Annotated in this window: 12 protein-coding genes; all 12 read left to right on the top strand. The window is 60.3% G+C overall.

Annotated elements, in window-relative coordinates:
* The first annotated feature begins 54 nt into the window (after nt 1–54).
* On the top strand, nt 55–501 hold the full coding sequence (gene dksA, locus AAGQ88_RS03300; RefSeq protein ID WP_093469246.1) for an RNA polymerase-binding protein DksA: 447 nt from the start codon (nt 55–57) through the stop codon (nt 499–501).
* Nucleotides 502–686: 185 nt separating this feature from the next.
* On the top strand, nt 687–1,574 hold the full coding sequence (gluQRS, locus tag AAGQ88_RS03295; protein WP_342654426.1) for a tRNA glutamyl-Q(34) synthetase GluQRS: 888 nt from the start codon (nt 687–689) through the stop codon (nt 1,572–1,574).
* Nucleotides 1,575–1,701: 127 nt separating this feature from the next.
* Complete coding sequence (locus AAGQ88_RS03290; RefSeq protein ID WP_002552060.1) at nt 1,702–1,878, top strand: hypothetical protein; 177 nt, start codon at nt 1,702–1,704, stop codon at nt 1,876–1,878.
* Nucleotides 1,862–4,816 (top strand): sensor histidine kinase, encoded by a 2,955-nt coding sequence (locus tag AAGQ88_RS03285; RefSeq protein ID WP_285424191.1) that lies wholly within the window; start codon nt 1,862–1,864, stop codon nt 4,814–4,816. The genes AAGQ88_RS03290 and AAGQ88_RS03285 overlap by 17 nt, the downstream gene beginning before the upstream one ends.
* A 22-nt stretch (nt 4,817–4,838) precedes the next feature.
* Nucleotides 4,839–6,278, top strand: coding sequence for a sigma-54 dependent transcriptional regulator (locus tag AAGQ88_RS03280; RefSeq protein ID WP_285424192.1), 1,440 nt, complete (start codon nt 4,839–4,841; stop codon nt 6,276–6,278).
* A 776-nt stretch (nt 6,279–7,054) separates the two neighbouring features.
* Nucleotides 7,055–8,452 (top strand): polynucleotide adenylyltransferase PcnB, encoded by a 1,398-nt coding sequence (locus tag AAGQ88_RS03275; protein WP_342654425.1) that lies wholly within the window; start codon nt 7,055–7,057, stop codon nt 8,450–8,452.
* Nucleotides 8,453–8,456: 4 nt separating this feature from the next.
* Complete coding sequence (folK, locus tag AAGQ88_RS03270; RefSeq protein ID WP_285424194.1) at nt 8,457–8,939, top strand: 2-amino-4-hydroxy-6-hydroxymethyldihydropteridine diphosphokinase; 483 nt, start codon at nt 8,457–8,459, stop codon at nt 8,937–8,939.
* A gap of 347 nt (nt 8,940–9,286) precedes the next feature.
* Nucleotides 9,287–10,087, top strand: coding sequence for a 3-methyl-2-oxobutanoate hydroxymethyltransferase (gene panB / locus AAGQ88_RS03265; RefSeq protein WP_285424195.1), 801 nt, complete (start codon nt 9,287–9,289; stop codon nt 10,085–10,087).
* Nucleotides 10,084–10,935, top strand: a complete 852-nt coding sequence (gene panC / locus AAGQ88_RS03260; protein WP_342654424.1) for a pantoate--beta-alanine ligase — start codon at nt 10,084–10,086, stop codon at nt 10,933–10,935. Before panB ends, panC begins: the two co-directional genes overlap by 4 nt.
* A gap of 301 nt (nt 10,936–11,236) precedes the next feature.
* Entirely contained in the window at nt 11,237–12,901 is a 1,665-nt protein-coding gene (gene pgi, locus AAGQ88_RS03255; RefSeq protein WP_093469219.1) for a glucose-6-phosphate isomerase, read from the top strand.
* A 144-nt stretch (nt 12,902–13,045) separates the two neighbouring features.
* Entirely contained in the window at nt 13,046–14,983 is a 1,938-nt protein-coding gene (gene acs / locus AAGQ88_RS03250; RefSeq protein WP_342654423.1) for an acetate--CoA ligase, read from the top strand.
* Nucleotides 14,984–15,033: 50 nt separating this feature from the next.
* Nucleotides 15,034–15,903, top strand: a complete 870-nt coding sequence (locus AAGQ88_RS03245; protein ID WP_342654422.1) for an oxygenase MpaB family protein — start codon at nt 15,034–15,036, stop codon at nt 15,901–15,903.
* Nucleotides 15,904–16,132: the final 229 nt, after the last annotated feature.

The raw sequence follows: 16,132 nt of genomic DNA, 5'->3' as shown, positions 1-16,132 counted from the left end.
GCGATGGATCTTTACCCTGCGCAATGGCTTAGAAGAGTGAGAGGCGGTCCGTTCATGCCCACCGAAGAAAAGCAAAAAAGCAATTCAACAACGATCAGCGGTTTTACGCCGTACGTTGAGACGAAGGGCGAGGAATACATGGGCAAGCCCATGCGAGCCCACTTCACCAAGATCCTGAATAAGTGGAAACAGGACTTGATGCAGGAAGTCGACCGCACGGTTGATCACATGAAGGACGAAGCGGCCAACTTTCCTGACCCTGCTGACCGTGCGAGTCAGGAAGAAGAGTTCGCGCTGGAACTGCGCGCACGCGATCGTGAACGCAAGCTGATCAAAAAGATCGACAAGACGCTGCAGTTGATCGAAGACGAAGAGTACGGCTGGTGTGAGTCCTGTGGCATCGAGATCGGCCTGCGCCGTCTGGAAGCCCGCCCGACTGCCGATATGTGCATCGACTGCAAGACGCTGGCTGAAATCAAGGAAAAACAGGTCGGTAAATGACCTCGGATTTTCTGTAATAAAGGACGCTTCGGCGTCCTTTGTTTTTTCCGGATTCCGGAAGTGCAGCTGGCAGGCCGGCCTGCCCGGGACGTGTATGAATCGGGACCGACACCCGCCATGCTCCTACAGGCATTGAGGTAACGTCCGGTTTTTCGCACATCTCATTTCCAGTACCATCAGCGCCCATGAACTCCCCTACCTATATAGGGCGCTTTGCGCCAACCCCCAGCGGCTATCTGCACTTCGGTTCCCTGGTCGCGGCGCTCGCGTCTTATCTCGATGCGCGCTCGGTCGGCGGCCAGTGGCTGATGCGCATGGAGGATCTGGACCCTCCCCGCGAAGAACCCGGCGCTCAGGCGGCCATTCTCAAAACCCTCGAAACCTATGGCTTCGAGTGGGATGGCGAGGTGGTCAGACAAAGCGACCGGCATGCGGCCTATCAGGAAATCATCGATCGCTGGTTCAGCTACGGGCTGGCGTACGCGTGCACCTGCTCGCGTAAACAGCTCGAGCCCTTCCATGGGATCTACCCCGGATTCTGCCGCAACGCCGGGCACTCGCCCGACAACGCCGCCATCCGCATTCGCGTGCCGGAGCTGGAATATCGTTTCGAGGACCGGGTACAAGGCGAATTTCGTCAGCACCTGGGCCGTGACGCGGGCGACTTCGTGATCCGCAGGCGCGACGGCCTGTACGCCTACCAACTGGCCGTCGTGCTGGATGACGGCTGGCAGGGCATCACCGATATTGTCCGGGGCGCCGACCTGCTCGACTCGACCCCGCGCCAGCTTTACTTGCAAGAACTGCTCGGCCTGCCGCAGCCTCGCTATCTGCACGTTCCGCTGATCACCCAGCCAGACGGGCACAAACTGGGTAAATCCTATCGATCCCCGCCGTTGCCGCCAGACCAGGCCACGCCCCTGCTGCTTCGGGCCTTGCGCGCCCTGGGTCAACCCGCGCCGGGCGAACTGGCGTTCGCAACGCCCAGAGAAGTACTCGACTGGGGAATTGCACACTGGAACGCCGATCTGATTCCTCGCGTCGGCACGATCGAAGAAGCTCGAATAGACTGAGCCAGAGCGGTTGCTTCAAATCGCAGCACAAAAGGTGGCCGAAACGTCGCTTGCAGCCTGATAGCCATCCGTTACCATGCCGCTCCTTCGGGCTGTCGTGTCGGCGTCACTCACTCTAGGAGGCCAAATGTACATTTATCGATTGGTCCTGCTCCTGGTGGTAGGCATCTACCTGTTCTCCCCCGCCATCATGGATTGGTGGATCGACGCGACAGGCGCCTGGTACCGGCCTTATATGTTGTGGCTGATCCTCATCGTGGTGACCTTCATCCTGCAGAGCCAACGAGATGCCGATGAGCTTTAGCCTGACGCAGATGATCCTGATCAGCGCCGCGTACCTGCTGGTGCTGTTCAGCGTTGCCTGGGTCAGTGAGCGCGGCCTGATCCCACGCTGGATCATTCGCCACCCGCTGACCTACACGCTGTCGCTGGGCGTGTATGCCAGTGCCTGGGCGTTTTACGGTACGGTCGGCCTGGCTTATGAATACGGCTACGGGTTTCTGTCCAGCTATCTGGGAGTTTCCGGGGCGTTTCTGCTGGCGCCGGTGCTGCTTTACCCGATCCTGAAGATCACTCGCACTTACCAACTGTCGTCGCTGGCGGACCTTTTTGCGTTCCGCTTTCGCAGCACCTGGGCCGGAGCGCTGACGACGGTCTTCATGCTGCTTGGCGTTTTACCGCTGCTGGCGCTGCAGATCCAGGCCGTCGCCGACTCCATCGCGATCCTCACCCGCGAGCCGGTGCGCAATTACGTGGCGCTGGCGTTCTGCGTCCTGATCACGCTGTTCACGATTTTCTTCGGCTCACGCCATATCGCGACGCGGGAGAAACACGAAGGGCTGGTGTTCGCCATTGCCTTCGAATCGGTGATCAAGCTGGTCGCCATCGGCGGCATCGGTATTTATGCGCTCTACGGCGTATTCGATGGCCCGCAGAGCCTCGAACAATGGCTGCTGCAAAACCAGAGCGCTCTGGCTGCCCTTCACACCCCGCTGCAAGAAGGCCCCTGGCGGACACTGCTGCTGGTGTTCTTCGCATCGGCCATCGTCATGCCCCACATGTATCACATGACGTTTACCGAGAACCTCAATCCGCGCTCGCTGGTCAGCGCCAGCTGGGGCCTGCCGCTGTTCCTGCTGTTGATGAGCCTGGCCGTGCCGCTGGTGCTGTGGGCCGGGCTCAAGCTGGGCGCCACCACCAGCCCGGAATATTTCACTCTCGGCATCGGCATCGCCGCACACAACAAAAGCCTGGCGTTACTGGCTTATGTCGGCGGGCTGTCCGCCGCCAGCGGTTTGATCATCGTCACCACCCTGGCATTGTCGGGCATGGCGCTCAATCATCTGGTGCTGCCGCTCTATCAGCCGCCGGCCGAGGGCAACATCTATCGTTGGCTCAAATGGACCCGTCGCGGCCTGATCGTCGCGATCATCATGGCGGGCTACGGCTTCTATCTGATGCTGGGTGCCAAGCAGAATCTGGCCAACCTGGGCATCGTGGCATTTGTCGCCACCCTGCAATTCTTGCCGGGCGTGCTGTCAGTGCTCTACTGGCCGGCCGCCAATCGTCGTGGGTTCATGGCCGGCCTGATCGCCGGGATCGTGGTCTGGATGGTCAGCATGCTGTTCCCGCTGATCGGCAATTTCCAGGGGTTCTACATCCCGCTGCTCAACATGATCTACGTGCTCGACGACACCAGTTGGCACATGGCGGCCATCGCATCACTGGCGGCGAACGTGCTGGTGTTCACGCTGATTTCTCTGTTCAGCAATCCCAGTCCCGAAGAAGCGAGCGCCGCCGAGGCCTGCGCGGTGGATAACGTCCGGCGTCCGCAGCGTCGGGAGCTGCACGCGGTTTCGCCTCAGGAGTTTGCCACGCAGCTCGCCAAACCGCTGGGCGCGAAGGCTGCGCAGAAGGAAGTCGAGCAGGCGCTGCGCGATCTCTATTTGCCGTTCGACGAACGCCGCCCCTATGCATTGCGTCGCTTGCGCGACCGGATCGAGGCCAATCTCTCCGGTTTGATGGGACCAAGCGTGGCGCAAGACATGGTTGAAACCTTCCTGCCGTATAAATCGGGCAGCGAAAATTATGTGACCGAAGACATCCATTTCATTGAAAGCCGGCTTGAGGACTACCACTCGCGCCTCACCGGTCTTGCCGCCGAACTCGATGCCTTGCGCCGCTACCACCGGCAGACCTTGCAGGAGTTACCGATGGGGGTCTGCTCTCTGGCCAAGGATCAGGAAATCCTGATGTGGAACAAGGCCATGGAAGAACTGACCGGTATCGGCGCCCAGCGCGTGGTCGGATCGCGCCTCGAGACCATTGTCGATCCCTGGAAACAGCTGCTGCTGGGCTTTATCAACGTTCCGGATGAACACTTGCACAAGCAGCGTCTGGCGCTGGATGGACAGACTCGCTGGCTCAATCTGCACAAAGCGGCAATCGACGAGCCCCTCGCGCCTGGTAACAGTGGTCTGGTGATTCTCGTCGAAGACCTGACCGACACGCAGATGCTCGAAGACAAGCTGGTGCATTCCGAACGTCTGGCCAGCATTGGCCGGCTCGCTGCGGGCGTGGCGCACGAAATCGGCAACCCGATCACCGGCATTGCCTGTCTTGCGCAAAACCTGCGTGAAGAACGCGAGGAAGACGGCGAGCTGACCGAAATCAGCAGCCAGATCCTCGAGCAAACCAAGCGGGTGTCACGCATCGTTCAGTCATTGATGAGTTTCGCCCATGCGGGCGGGCACCAACATGCAGACGAGGCCGTCTGTCTGGCCGAGGTCGCGCAGGACGCCATTGGTCTGCTCGCCCTGAATCGACGGAATTTCGAAGTGCAGTTCTATAACCTGTGCAACCCCGGCCACTGGGTCGACGGCGACCCGCAGCGGCTGGCGCAGGTTTTGATAAACCTCCTGTCCAACGCCCGCGACGCCTCACCTGCCGGCAGTGCGGTGCGTGTCAGAAGCGAAGCCTCCGAACATACGGTCGATTTGATCGTCGAAGACGAAGGCACCGGAATTCCCAAAGCAATCATGGATCGCTTGTTCGAACCGTTCTTCACCACCAAGGATCCGGGGGAAGGAACAGGACTGGGGCTCGCACTGGTCTATTCCATCGTTGAAGAGCATTATGGACAAATCACCATCGACAGCCCGGCTGACCCCGAGCATCAACGCGGAACCCGAATTCGGGTGACATTACCGCGACATGTCGAAGCGACGTCCGCTGTGAACTGAGACCGTCGAGAGAATCGAATCAATGCCTCACATTTTGATCGTCGAAGACGAAACCATTATCCGATCTGCCTTGCGTCGTTTGCTGGAACGCAATCAGTACCAGGTCAGTGAAGCCGGATCCGTGCAGGAAGCTCAGGAACGTTTCAGCATCCCGTCGTTTGATCTGATCGTCAGCGACCTGCGCCTGCCGGGCGCCCCGGGCACTGAGCTGATCAAGCTGGGTCAGGGCAAGCCGGTGTTGATCATGACCAGCTACGCCAGCCTGCGCTCGGCCGTGGATTCGATGAAAATGGGCGCGGTGGATTACATCGCCAAACCGTTCGACCACGACGAAATGCTCCAGGCGGTCTCGCGTATCCTGCGCGACCGCCAGACCGTGCAGAGTATTCAGGCCGAGCGGGCCACTGCCGCCAAGGCATCGGCCAGCGACAAAGCGGGTCCTGACAACAGCAATGGCGAGATCGGCATCATCGGCTCGTGCCCGCCCATGCAGGATCTGTACAGCAAGATTCGTAAGGTCGCGCCCACCGATTCGAACGTGTTGATTCAAGGTGAATCCGGGACCGGCAAGGAGCTGGTTGCACGTGCCCTGCACAATCTTTCTCGCCGGGCCAAGGCGCCGATGATCTCGGTCAACTGTGCGGCCATTCCTGAAACGCTCATCGAGTCCGAACTGTTTGGTCATGAGAAAGGCGCGTTCACTGGCGCCAGCGCGGGTCGCGCGGGTCTGGTGGAGGCGGCGGATGGCGGAACGCTGTTCCTCGACGAAATCGGCGAGTTGCCTCTCGAAGCTCAGGCTCGACTGCTGCGCGTGCTTCAGGAAGGTGAGATCCGCCGGGTCGGTTCTGTGCAGTCGCAAAAGGTCGATGTCCGCCTGATCGCCGCCACCCACCGTGATCTGAAAAGCCTGGCCAAGGTCGGGCAATTCCGAGAAGACCTTTATTACCGTCTGCATGTCATCGCGCTGAAGCTGCCAGCGTTGCGAGAGCGCGGGGCCGACGTGAACGAAATCGCCAACGCGTTCCTTGCACGGCAAAGTGCCAAAGCCGGGCGGACCGATCTGCGATTCGGCCCGGACGCCGAACAGGCCATTCGTCACTACGCTTGGCCGGGGAACGTGCGGGAACTCGAGAACGCCGTGGAGCGCGCGGTGATTCTGTGCGAAAGCCCGGAAATCTCTGCAGACCTGCTGGGCATCGACATCGAGTTGAGCGACCTGGACGTCGAAGAATTCATCGGTCTGGCGCCGCAGGCGGCCAACTCGGCGAGTTCAACGGCGCATGAGCCGACCGAGGATCTGTCCCTGGAGGATTACTTTCAGCACTTCGTTCTCGAGCATCAGGACCACATGACCGAGACCGAGCTGGCCCGCAAACTCGGTGTGAGCCGCAAGTGTCTGTGGGAACGTCGCCAGCGTCTGGGCATCCCGCGCCGCAAGACCGGAGTGGCCAGCGAAACCTGACCGTAACACCCATCGCAAGGCTCTGGCACGCGGCATACCGGGCTTGTGAAAAAACTGTTACCTCACATGCAGGACGTAACAAAAGCCGGGGCGTACGGTAACGAATCCCCGGCTTTTTTTCGGCCTCGAAAAATAGCGTCAATTTGCCACACCCCCGAAAACAAAGGCCTGTAGCTAATTTCGCAAAAGTTGGCACAGGTCCTGCTATATCTATTCGTACAAGAACAACAAAAATCAGTCACCCGTAAAACAACACAATAAAAACAAGACGAATCGACTCACGCATAACAAGAACAACACGGCGGAGGCGCAGCTAACTGATTCTTTTGGAGAGGCGTTGCATTTGGGACTTGTCCCGCAACCAGGCCGAGAACAACAAAAAACTACCCTAAGGTAGAGCCTGAACTGGTTGGATCGATTGATCACTGCAGCACAGCGACCAAAGCAATCCGTTTGCTCTTGACTCCCGATTGGGAGGTTTCACAGGCGAAAGCCGTGAATTGGGCGCTCAACAAAAACAAAAAGCCCAACAGACAATAAGAATAAGAGCACGCACTTTGGGGGAGCTTCGGCTCCCCCAGTAGCTTACAAGACATCTTCCTCGCATCCGGCGCCACGCCAGCTTCACTTTCCCCTCCCGTTTCATCCCATACACACCGCTTCAGACGGCCTTCGCGCAGCGTCCTACACCATCCCTCGACTAAATGCTAGAATCCCCGCCCATCGTGCGGTCATTCTTCGAAATTGGCCGAATATTCCTTCAAACAGTGCATCCCATGCTGAAGAAGCTGTTCCAGTCATTCCGTTCCCCTCTGCGCAAGCCGCAGCAACACACGCGCACAACGCCCGAAGTGCTCAGCAGCAGCCAGCATTCGTTGCAGCGCACACAGTTCAGCCGTTATGCCGTGAGCATTGTCGAGCGTCTGCAGAACGCCGGCTATCAGGCCTACCTGGTCGGTGGTTGCGTACGCGACTTGATGCTGGGCATCACGCCGAAAGATTTCGACGTCGCCACCAGCGCCACGCCTGAGCAAGTCCGTGCCGAGTTCCGTAATGCGCGCATCATCGGCCGTCGCTTCAAGCTTGTTCACATTCATTTCGGTCGCGAAATCATCGAAGTGGCCACCTTCCGCGCCAATCATCCGCAGGATGACGAAGAAGAGGACAGCAATCAGTCCTCGCGCAATGAGAGCGGCCGGATTCTGCGCGACAACGTGTATGGCACGCTTGAAGAAGACGCGCAGCGCCGCGATTTCACCATTAACGCCCTTTATTACGATCCGGTGACCGAGCGCGTGCTGGATTACGCCAACGGCGTGCACGATATCCGCAATCGTCTGATCCGCCTGATTGGCGACCCGCAGCAGCGATACAAGGAAGACCCGGTGCGTATGCTCCGAGCAGTCCGTTTCGCGGCCAAGCTGGATTTCGGAATCGAGAAACACAGCGCTACACCGATCCGGCCGCTGGCGCCGATGCTGCGGGATATTCCCTCGGCGCGTCTGTTTGAAGAAGTGCTGAAGCTGTTCCTGTCGGGGTACGCCGAATCCACGTTCGAGATGCTGGTCGATCTGGAACTGTTCGATCCCTTGTTCCCTGCCAGCTCCAAGGCGCTGGAGTACAACCCGACCTATACGCACACGCTCATCAGCGAAGCCTTGGCCAACACCGACCTGCGGGTTCAGCAGAACAAGCCGGTAACGCCTGCTTTCCTGTTCGCTGCGTTGCTGTGGCCTGCCCTGCCAGCTCGCGTGTTGCGTCTGCAGGAACGCGGAATGCCACCAATCCCCGCGATGCAGGAAGCTGCGCACGAGTTGATCGCTGAGCAGTGTCAGCGCATTGCGATTCCCAAACGTTTCACGATGCCGATTCGTGAAATCTGGGACATGCAGGAGCGCCTGCCACGTCGCTCCGGCAAGCGTGCCGATCTGCTGCTGGACAATCCACGCTTCCGCGCCGGCTACGACTTCTTGCTGCTGCGCGAAACTGCGGGCGAGGAAACCGACGGGCTGGGCGACTGGTGGACTGAGTATCAGGACGCCAACGATGCCGGACGTCGGGATATGATTCGCGATCTGGGCAGTAAGTCCGAAGCGACCGGACAGGGGCCGCGCAAGCGTCGTCGCAGCGGGGGCGGCAAGCGCAAACGCGCTGGCGCCGACGCATCGGAATAACACCATGACGGAACGCGTGTATATCGGTCTGGGCAGCAACCTGGCCGATCCCGCCGAGCAGTTGCGCGACGCGATCAAGGCATTGGCGCAATTGCCAGAGACGAGCCTGTCGGGCGTTTCCTCTTTTTACGTCAGCGACTCGCTCTTGCCGGGTCAGCCGCGCTATACCAATGCGGTAGCTGGGCTCGACACCTTGCTGGATCCGTTGACGTTACTCGATGGTTTGCAGGCGATCGAGAACGATCAGGGCCGCGAACGCCTTGAGCGCTGGGGCCCGCGTACGCTTGACCTGGACATCCTGCTGTTTGGTGACCGCCTCATCGACGAGCCCCGCCTGAAGGTGCCGCACTATCACATGCACGCCCGTGCATTCGTGCTGTATCCGCTGGCCGAACTGGCGCCGGGGATCACCCTCGCCGACGGCCGCGCGCTGGATGACTTGCTCACCGCCTGCCCGTTCGAAGGCCTGGAGCGGCTGTCGGTCTAGCAGCCCATCGCCCTTAGGGGCGCGGGCTGCCTGATATTTCGATCGACAGGCCTTGCGACTGCCTCGCGCCAGATCGCGGGCACATCGCATTTCTGCCTCTGGCGTTGCGATCGTGGCGGTCGCGGGCATACAGCAGGCTTCGGTAACATCCTGACCCAACCGGTAACACCCGGAATTGACTTCCCGCCCCCTCCTCACGAAGATAAGCGTCCCGAAGCCGGACTCCCGGCCACAAGGCGCGGAACAGGTCTTTGCAAACATCGCGCAACGACGATGTGCCTGAGTTCCAGGAATGAATCACGCGTTGCTCGCCGTAGTGTTCACAGCGCCTGAATGAGGACTTTTTCATGCCAGATATCACCGTTACGTCCCTGCTGGGCCTGAAGCAAAAGGGTGAAAAAATCACCATGCTGACCTGCTACGACGCAACCTTCGCCCATGTCGCCAGTCAGGCGGGTGTCGAGGTGCTGCTGGTCGGCGACTCGCTGGGCATGGTTCTTCAGGGGCACGACAGCACCTTGCCGGTCACCACGGCCGAAATGGCTTACCACGTCGCCAGCGTCAAACGCGGCAATCAGGGTGCGCTGATCCTGGCCGACCTGCCGTTCATGTCCTACGCCACCGCCGAGCAGACCTTCGCCAACAGCGCGATGCTGATGCAGGCCGGCGCGCACATGCTCAAGATCGAGGGCGCGGCGTGGCTGGCCGATTCGATTCGTCTGCTGGCCGAGCGCGGCATTCCGGTGTGCGCGCACATGGGCCTGACGCCGCAAGCGGTGAACGTGCTGGGCGGTTACAAGGTTCAGGGCCGTCAGGAAGCGCAGGCGCGGCAGATGCGGGCCGACGCCATCACGCTGGAGCAGGCGGGTGCAGCGATGATTCTGCTGGAATGCGTGCCCAGCGAACTGGCGCAGGAAATCACCCACGCCGTGAAAATCCCGGTCATCGGCATCGGCGCCGGCAGCGCCACCGATGGCCAGGTGCTGGTGTTGCACGACATGCTCGGCCTGTCGATCAGCGGCCGCGTGCCTAAATTCGTGAAGAACTTCATGACCGGTCAGGCTGATGTTCAATCGGCTATCAGCGCCTACGTCAGTGCAGTCAAAGACGTCAGCTTCCCCGCCCCAGAACACGGATTCTCGGCATGAACACAGTCAAGACAGTGCGCGAGCTGCGCGCAGCCGTCGCTCGCGCCCGCGGCGAAGGCAAGCGGATCGCGCTCGTTCCAACCATGGGCAATCTGCACAGCGGCCACATTGCGCTGGTCAAGAAAGCCGCTCAGCGTGCCGACTTCGTGGTGGCGAGCATTTTCGTCAACCCGCTGCAGTTCGGTCCCACCGAGGACCTGGCCACCTATCCCCGCACGCTGGCCGCTGATCAGGAACAACTGCTGCAAGCCGGTTGCCACCTGCTGTTCACCCCGACAGTTGAAGAGATGTACCCGCACGGGATGGCCGATCAGACCATCGTTCGGGTTCCGGTTGTCTCGGAAGGCCTGTGCGGCGGCAGTCGCCCGGGGCACTTCGACGGGGTTTCGACGGTGGTCAGCAAGCTGTTCAACATGGTCCAGCCGGACCTTGCGATTTTCGGCCAGAAAGACTTCCAGCAACTGGCGGTGATCAGCGCGATGGTTCGCGACCTGAACATGCCGATCCAGATCATCGGCGAGCCGACCGTGCGGGCCACCGACGGCCTGGCGTTGTCTTCGCGAAATGGCTATCTGACCGAAACCGAGCGCGCTGCGGCACCCACGCTGTATCGGGTCATCAGGCAGATCGGCGACAGCCTGCAAAAGGGCGAAAAGAATCACGCGCTGCTGCTGGACGAGGGCAAAAAGGCACTGGAAAGCGTGGGCATGCGTCTCGATTACCTTGAAATACGTCAGGCAACGAGCCTGCGCCCTGCGATGCCTGAGGATCAGGATCTGGTGATACTGGCCGCAGCGTTTCTGGGCAAGACCCGGCTGATCGACAATCTTCACCTGATCAAGGAATAGCGCGCAGTACACTGGTATTCGCAACTATGCTCACCAACCCCGGGGGTGAGCTTGTGAATGGGTGCCGCGCATGCTCTATATGGCGCCAGGCAATGAACTTAGCCCCACCAGCAATGCCATACCGGTACAGTTCGTCCGAGAAAGGCGACTTTACCTTGTGAGAAAAAGTACCGAGCAAAGGTAAAGCGAGGCGCAGACATCGGCGTTGCCGGGGATTAGTCTCTGACGTATTAACGAATTCGTGTCCACCTGGCTTTTCAGTGTCCAAAAAGGCAGTTCAAGTACAAGGAAACCCGCAGCGATGGCGTACTACCGCACTCCCCATGACGTCACTACCCTGCCCGCCTGGCAGGCGCTCACCGATCACCGCAAAGCCATGCAGAACTTCAGCATGCGCGACGCATTCAACGAAGACCCGCAGCGTTTCAACGACTTCACCCTCAGCAGCGCCGGGCTGTTCCTCGACTACTCGAAAAACCTGATCAATGCCGAGACTCGTCAACTGCTGGTCAATCTGGCCAATGAAGTCGGTCTGAAGGACGCGATCAAGGCGCAGTACGACGGCGAACCGGTCAACTCCTCGGAAAACCGTCCGGCGCTGCACACCGCACTGCGTCGTCCAGTAGGCGACAAATTGCTGGTCAACGGCACCAACGTGATGCCCGAAGTGCATAAAGTGCTGAACCAGATCACCGATCTGGTCGGCCGCATTCACGACGGCCTGTGGCGCGGTTACACCGAGAAGCCGATCACTGACGTGGTCAACATCGGCATCGGTGGCTCCTTCCTCGGCCCTGAACTGGTTTCCGAAGCGTTGCTGTCCTATGGCCAGAAAGGCGTCCGCTGTCACTATCTGGCGAACATCGACGGCACCGAGCTGCATGAACTGACCGCCAAGCTGCGCGCCGAGACCACGTTGTTCATCGTCTCGTCCAAGACGTTCAGCACGCTGGAAACCTTGAAGAACGCCACCGCCGCTCGCGCCTGGTACCTGGCGCAGGGCGGTTCGGAAGCCGAGCTGTACCGTCACTTCATTGCCGTGTCGAGCAACAATGCCGCCGCCGTGGCCTTCGGTATTCGCGAAGAGAACATCTTCCCGATGTGGGACTGGGTCGGCGGCCGTTACTCGTTGTGGTCGGCCATCGGTCTGCCCATTGCCCTGGCCATCGGCATGTCCAACTTCAAGGAGCTGCTGTCCGGTGCCTACACCATGGACCAGCATTTCCTGAACGCCGATTTCGAGAAGAACATGCCGGTTCTGCTGGGTCTGCTTGGCGTCTGGTATGGCAATTTCTGGGGTGCTCAAAGCCACGCGATCCTGCCCTACGACCATTACCTGCGTAACATCACCAAGCACTTGCAGCAGCTGGATATGGAATCCAACGGCAAGAGCGTTCGCCAGGACGGTGTACCGGTCAAGACCGATACCGGCCCTGTGATCTGGGGTGGCGTGGGTTGCAACGGTCAGCACGCGTACCACCAGTTGCTGCACCAGGGCACGCAGTTGATTCCGGCCGACTTCATCGTGCCGATCGTGAGCTTCAACCCGGTCTCGGATCACCATCAGTGGCTGTACGCCAACTGTCTCTCGCAGAGTCAGGCGTTGATGCTGGGCAAGACCCGCGAAGAGGCTGAAGCCGAACTGCGCGCCAAGGGCATGCCGGAAGACGAAGTGCAGCGCGTCGCGCCGCACAAGGTCATTCCGGGCAACCGTCCAAGCAACACGATCGTGTGCGAGCGCATCAGCCCTCGCCGCCTCGGTGCGCTGGTCGCCATGTACGAACACAAGGTCTTCGTACAGAGCGTGATCTGGGGCACCAACGCCTTCGATCAGTGGGGCGTGGAATTGGGCAAGGAGCTGGGCAAAGGTGTTTACAGTCGCCTTGTCGGCACCGAAGAAACTCCGGCCGAAGACGCGTCGACTCAAGGCCTGATCAATTACTTCCGCGGTCGTCACCGCGGCTGATCGGCCCGCTGCTGCACCTCGAAACCCGCCCCCTCGCAAGAGGCGGCGGGTTTTGTGTTGATGGGGTACGACCCCGAATCCTGAACCCTGAGGAGTCCGACTACTCTGATGACATGACGAGCCCACAAGAAAAAAGGAGACGCCATGTTCAATCTCAGCGATTTCCCACACGCCGACGCGACACGCAAAGCCGCTCAGTTGAGTGCCGACGATTACCAGCGGATGTACCGCCAATCCGTAGAAGAGCCTGATGCCTTCTGGGCCGAACAAGCGAAGAAATTCCTCGACTGGTCAGCCCCATGGGAGCAGGTCCAGCAATATGACCTCACGACCGGCGCGGCTTCCTGGTTCAAGGGCGGTCAGTTGAACGTCAGCTACAACTGCATCGACAGGCATCTTCCTACGCGCGGCGATCAGGTGGCGATTGTCTGGGAGGGCGACAATCCTGCCGAATCTGCCGAAATCACTTACAAGAAACTCCACCATAACGTTGCCCGCCTGGCGAACGTGCTCAAAGAGCGCGGGGTCAAGAAAGGTGATCGGGTCTGTATCTACATGCCGATGGTCCCCGAAGCGGCTTACGCGATGCTCGCCTGCACGCGCATTGGCGCCGTGCATTCGGTGGTGTTCGGCGGATTCTCACCTGACGCACTTCGCGACCGCATTCTGGACGCCGACTGCCAGACCGTCATCACCGCCGATGAAGGCGTGCGCGGTGGCAAATACATTCCGCTCAAGCAGAACGTCGACAAGGCGCTGCAGAGCTGTCCGAACGTCAGTACGGTGCTGGTGGTGCAGCGCACCGAGGGCGAGGTGGACTGGGTCGAGGGCCGGGACGTCTGGTATCACGAGGCGCTGCACGGCATCAGCGACGACTGCCCGCCAGAACCCATGGACGCAGAAGATCCGCTGTTCATCCTGTACACCTCCGGCAGTACCGGCAAACCCAAGGGCGTGCTGCACACCACGGCCGGCTATCTGTTGCAGGCGGCGCTGACCCACAAATACGTGTTCGATTACCGGGAAGGCGAGATCTACTGGTGCACCGCCGACGTCGGCTGGGTCACTGGCCACAGCTACATCGTCTACGGCCCACTGGCGAATGGCGCCACCACGCTGATCTTCGAGGGCGTACCGAATTACCCTGACACCTCGCGTTTCTGGCAGGTCATCGACAAGCATCACGTGAATATCTTTTACACCGCGCCGACTGCCCTGCGCGCCCTGATGCGCGAAGGTCCGGAACCGCTGAAGGCCACTCGCCGGGACAGCCTGCGCGTACTCGGCACGGTGGGTGAGCCGATTAACCCGGAAGCGTGGGAATGGTATTTCCACGAGGTAGGAAAAGAGCGATGCCCCATCGTCGACACATGGTGGCAGACCGAGACCGGCGGCATCATGCTCACCCCATTGGTCAGCACCACACCGCTCAAACCGGGCTGCGCCACTCAGCCGATGTTTGGCGTACAACCTGCTCTGCTTGACGAAAAGGGTAAGGAAATCGAAGGCGCCACCAGCGGCCTGCTGGCCATCAAGGCCAGTTGGCCGGGGCAGATTCGCGGCGTGTATGGCGATCAGAAACGCATGATTGACACCTACTTCAAGCCGTACCCCGGTTATTACTTCACCGGCGACGGCGCGCGCCGCGACAGCGACGGGCATTACTGGATCACCGGACGCGTGGACGACGTGATCAACGTTTCCGGGCATCGCATCGGCACCGCCGAGGTTGAAAGCGCGCTGGTCCTGCACGATGCCGTCGCTGAAGCAGCCGTGGTCGGTTATCCCCATGACGTCAAAGGCATGGGCATTTATGCGTTCGTGACGACCATGGCCGGCATCGAGCCGAGCGATGCACTGCAAAGAGAACTGCGGGAACTGGTCAGCAAGGAAATCGGCAGCTTTGCCAAACCCGAACTGATCCAGTGGGCCCCGGCCTTGCCGAAAACCCGCTCCGGGAAGATCATGCGCCGCATCTTGCGAAAGATCGCCTGCAACGAACTGGACAGTCTGGGGGATATCTCCACCCTGGCGGACTCCAGTGTCGTGGAGGGCCTGATCGACACGCGTCTCAACCAATAGCGAACGCGCGCCTGCAGGCTCGGCGTTCCCTCCACGATCACCGGGTCTGCATGGAATTTATTCGCACACGCATCGAAACCCAGGTCATGAGCATGACAGGCCTGGCGCTGGGTCAGCTGGACATGGAAAACCCCAAAGGCGATCCCGGCCTGTTCGGGCCACAGGCGGTGTGCTGGCAGGTGCATGGCGACTTTCCCAGCATGCTGATCGGTGGCATCTGCGCCCTGATGCTGCAAATGCTGCATCCCCGCGTACTGGCGGGCGTTTGGGATCACTCCAATTTCCGAGAGGACATGATGGGACGGCTGCGGCGCACCGGACAGTTCATTTCCGGCACGACGTTTGGCTCGACCCAGGATGCCAACTGGCTGATCGACAAGGTGCGCAGCATTCATGCGCAGATCAGCGGCACCGCGCCAGACGGCAGCCCGTATGCCGCCGATGATCCGCAGCTGCTGACGTGGGTGCATGTGGCCGAGGTCAGCAGCTTCATGGCCGCGCATCTGCGCTATCTCAATCCGGACCTTTCATTACAAGATCAGGATCGGTACTACGCCGAAACCGCTGTCGTGGCCGAACGTCTGGGCGCGCGAGACGTGCCGCGCTCCTCGCAGGAAATTGCCGCTTACCTGCAGCGAATGCGTCCGCAGCTGCTGTGCGATGAACGCACCCGCGAGGTGCTGAGCATTCTGCGCAACGCTCCGGCTCCCAGCCGTATGGCCAGGCCAATGGGCAATCTGATGATGCAGGCCGGTATCGAGTTACTCCCGGCCTGGGCCAGCGGCATGTTCGATATCCAGATGAGCGACTTCAAGCGCAGGCTGATTCGCGCCGGTGTGAACCGTACCGCGCCCGTGCTGCGCTGGGCCGTGCGCAACGCGTCGGTTCATCGGGCCAGACGCCGGATGGGAGTCGCTTGATTCGCCCGACGCCCACACCTCGATTGCGGGAGCACGCTCACTCGACAGGCGCCGCTGAAGCCTTGGGGAATGTCGTGGAACGTGAGGCTGTCCCGCGTGAAGCAAAACGACAGAGGGCTTAAATTACCCCTGTCATTCATGCCACCATGTGCGCCCTTGATTCCGCCGTGCCGGACATCCCGCTCAACGCGAACGAACCCGGCGCCAGACCCACAACAATGAGGATTCG

The organism is Pseudomonas sp. F3-2 (assembly GCF_038804275.1).
Classification (GTDB): domain Bacteria; phylum Pseudomonadota; class Gammaproteobacteria; order Pseudomonadales; family Pseudomonadaceae; genus Aquipseudomonas.
This window is presented reverse-complemented; position numbering and strand designations above follow the sequence as displayed.

Coding starts and splice junctions, on each gene's coding strand:
- panC (WP_342654424.1), top strand. CDS start 10,084: ATGAACACAGTCAAGACAGTGCGCGAGCTGCGCGCAGCCGTCGCTCGC.
- AAGQ88_RS03275 (WP_342654425.1), top strand. CDS start 7,055: ATGCTGAAGAAGCTGTTCCAGTCATTCCGTTCCCCTCTGCGCAAGCCG.
- dksA (WP_093469246.1), top strand. CDS start 55: ATGCCCACCGAAGAAAAGCAAAAAAGCAATTCAACAACGATCAGCGGT.
- folK (WP_285424194.1), top strand. CDS start 8,457: ATGACGGAACGCGTGTATATCGGTCTGGGCAGCAACCTGGCCGATCCC.
- pgi (WP_093469219.1), top strand. CDS start 11,237: ATGGCGTACTACCGCACTCCCCATGACGTCACTACCCTGCCCGCCTGG.
- AAGQ88_RS03285 (WP_285424191.1), top strand. CDS start 1,862: ATGCCGATGAGCTTTAGCCTGACGCAGATGATCCTGATCAGCGCCGCG.
- AAGQ88_RS03245 (WP_342654422.1), top strand. CDS start 15,034: ATGGAATTTATTCGCACACGCATCGAAACCCAGGTCATGAGCATGACA.
- AAGQ88_RS03290 (WP_002552060.1), top strand. CDS start 1,702: ATGTACATTTATCGATTGGTCCTGCTCCTGGTGGTAGGCATCTACCTG.
- AAGQ88_RS03280 (WP_285424192.1), top strand. CDS start 4,839: ATGCCTCACATTTTGATCGTCGAAGACGAAACCATTATCCGATCTGCC.
- acs (WP_342654423.1), top strand. CDS start 13,046: ATGTTCAATCTCAGCGATTTCCCACACGCCGACGCGACACGCAAAGCC.
- panB (WP_285424195.1), top strand. CDS start 9,287: ATGCCAGATATCACCGTTACGTCCCTGCTGGGCCTGAAGCAAAAGGGT.
- gluQRS (WP_342654426.1), top strand. CDS start 687: ATGAACTCCCCTACCTATATAGGGCGCTTTGCGCCAACCCCCAGCGGC.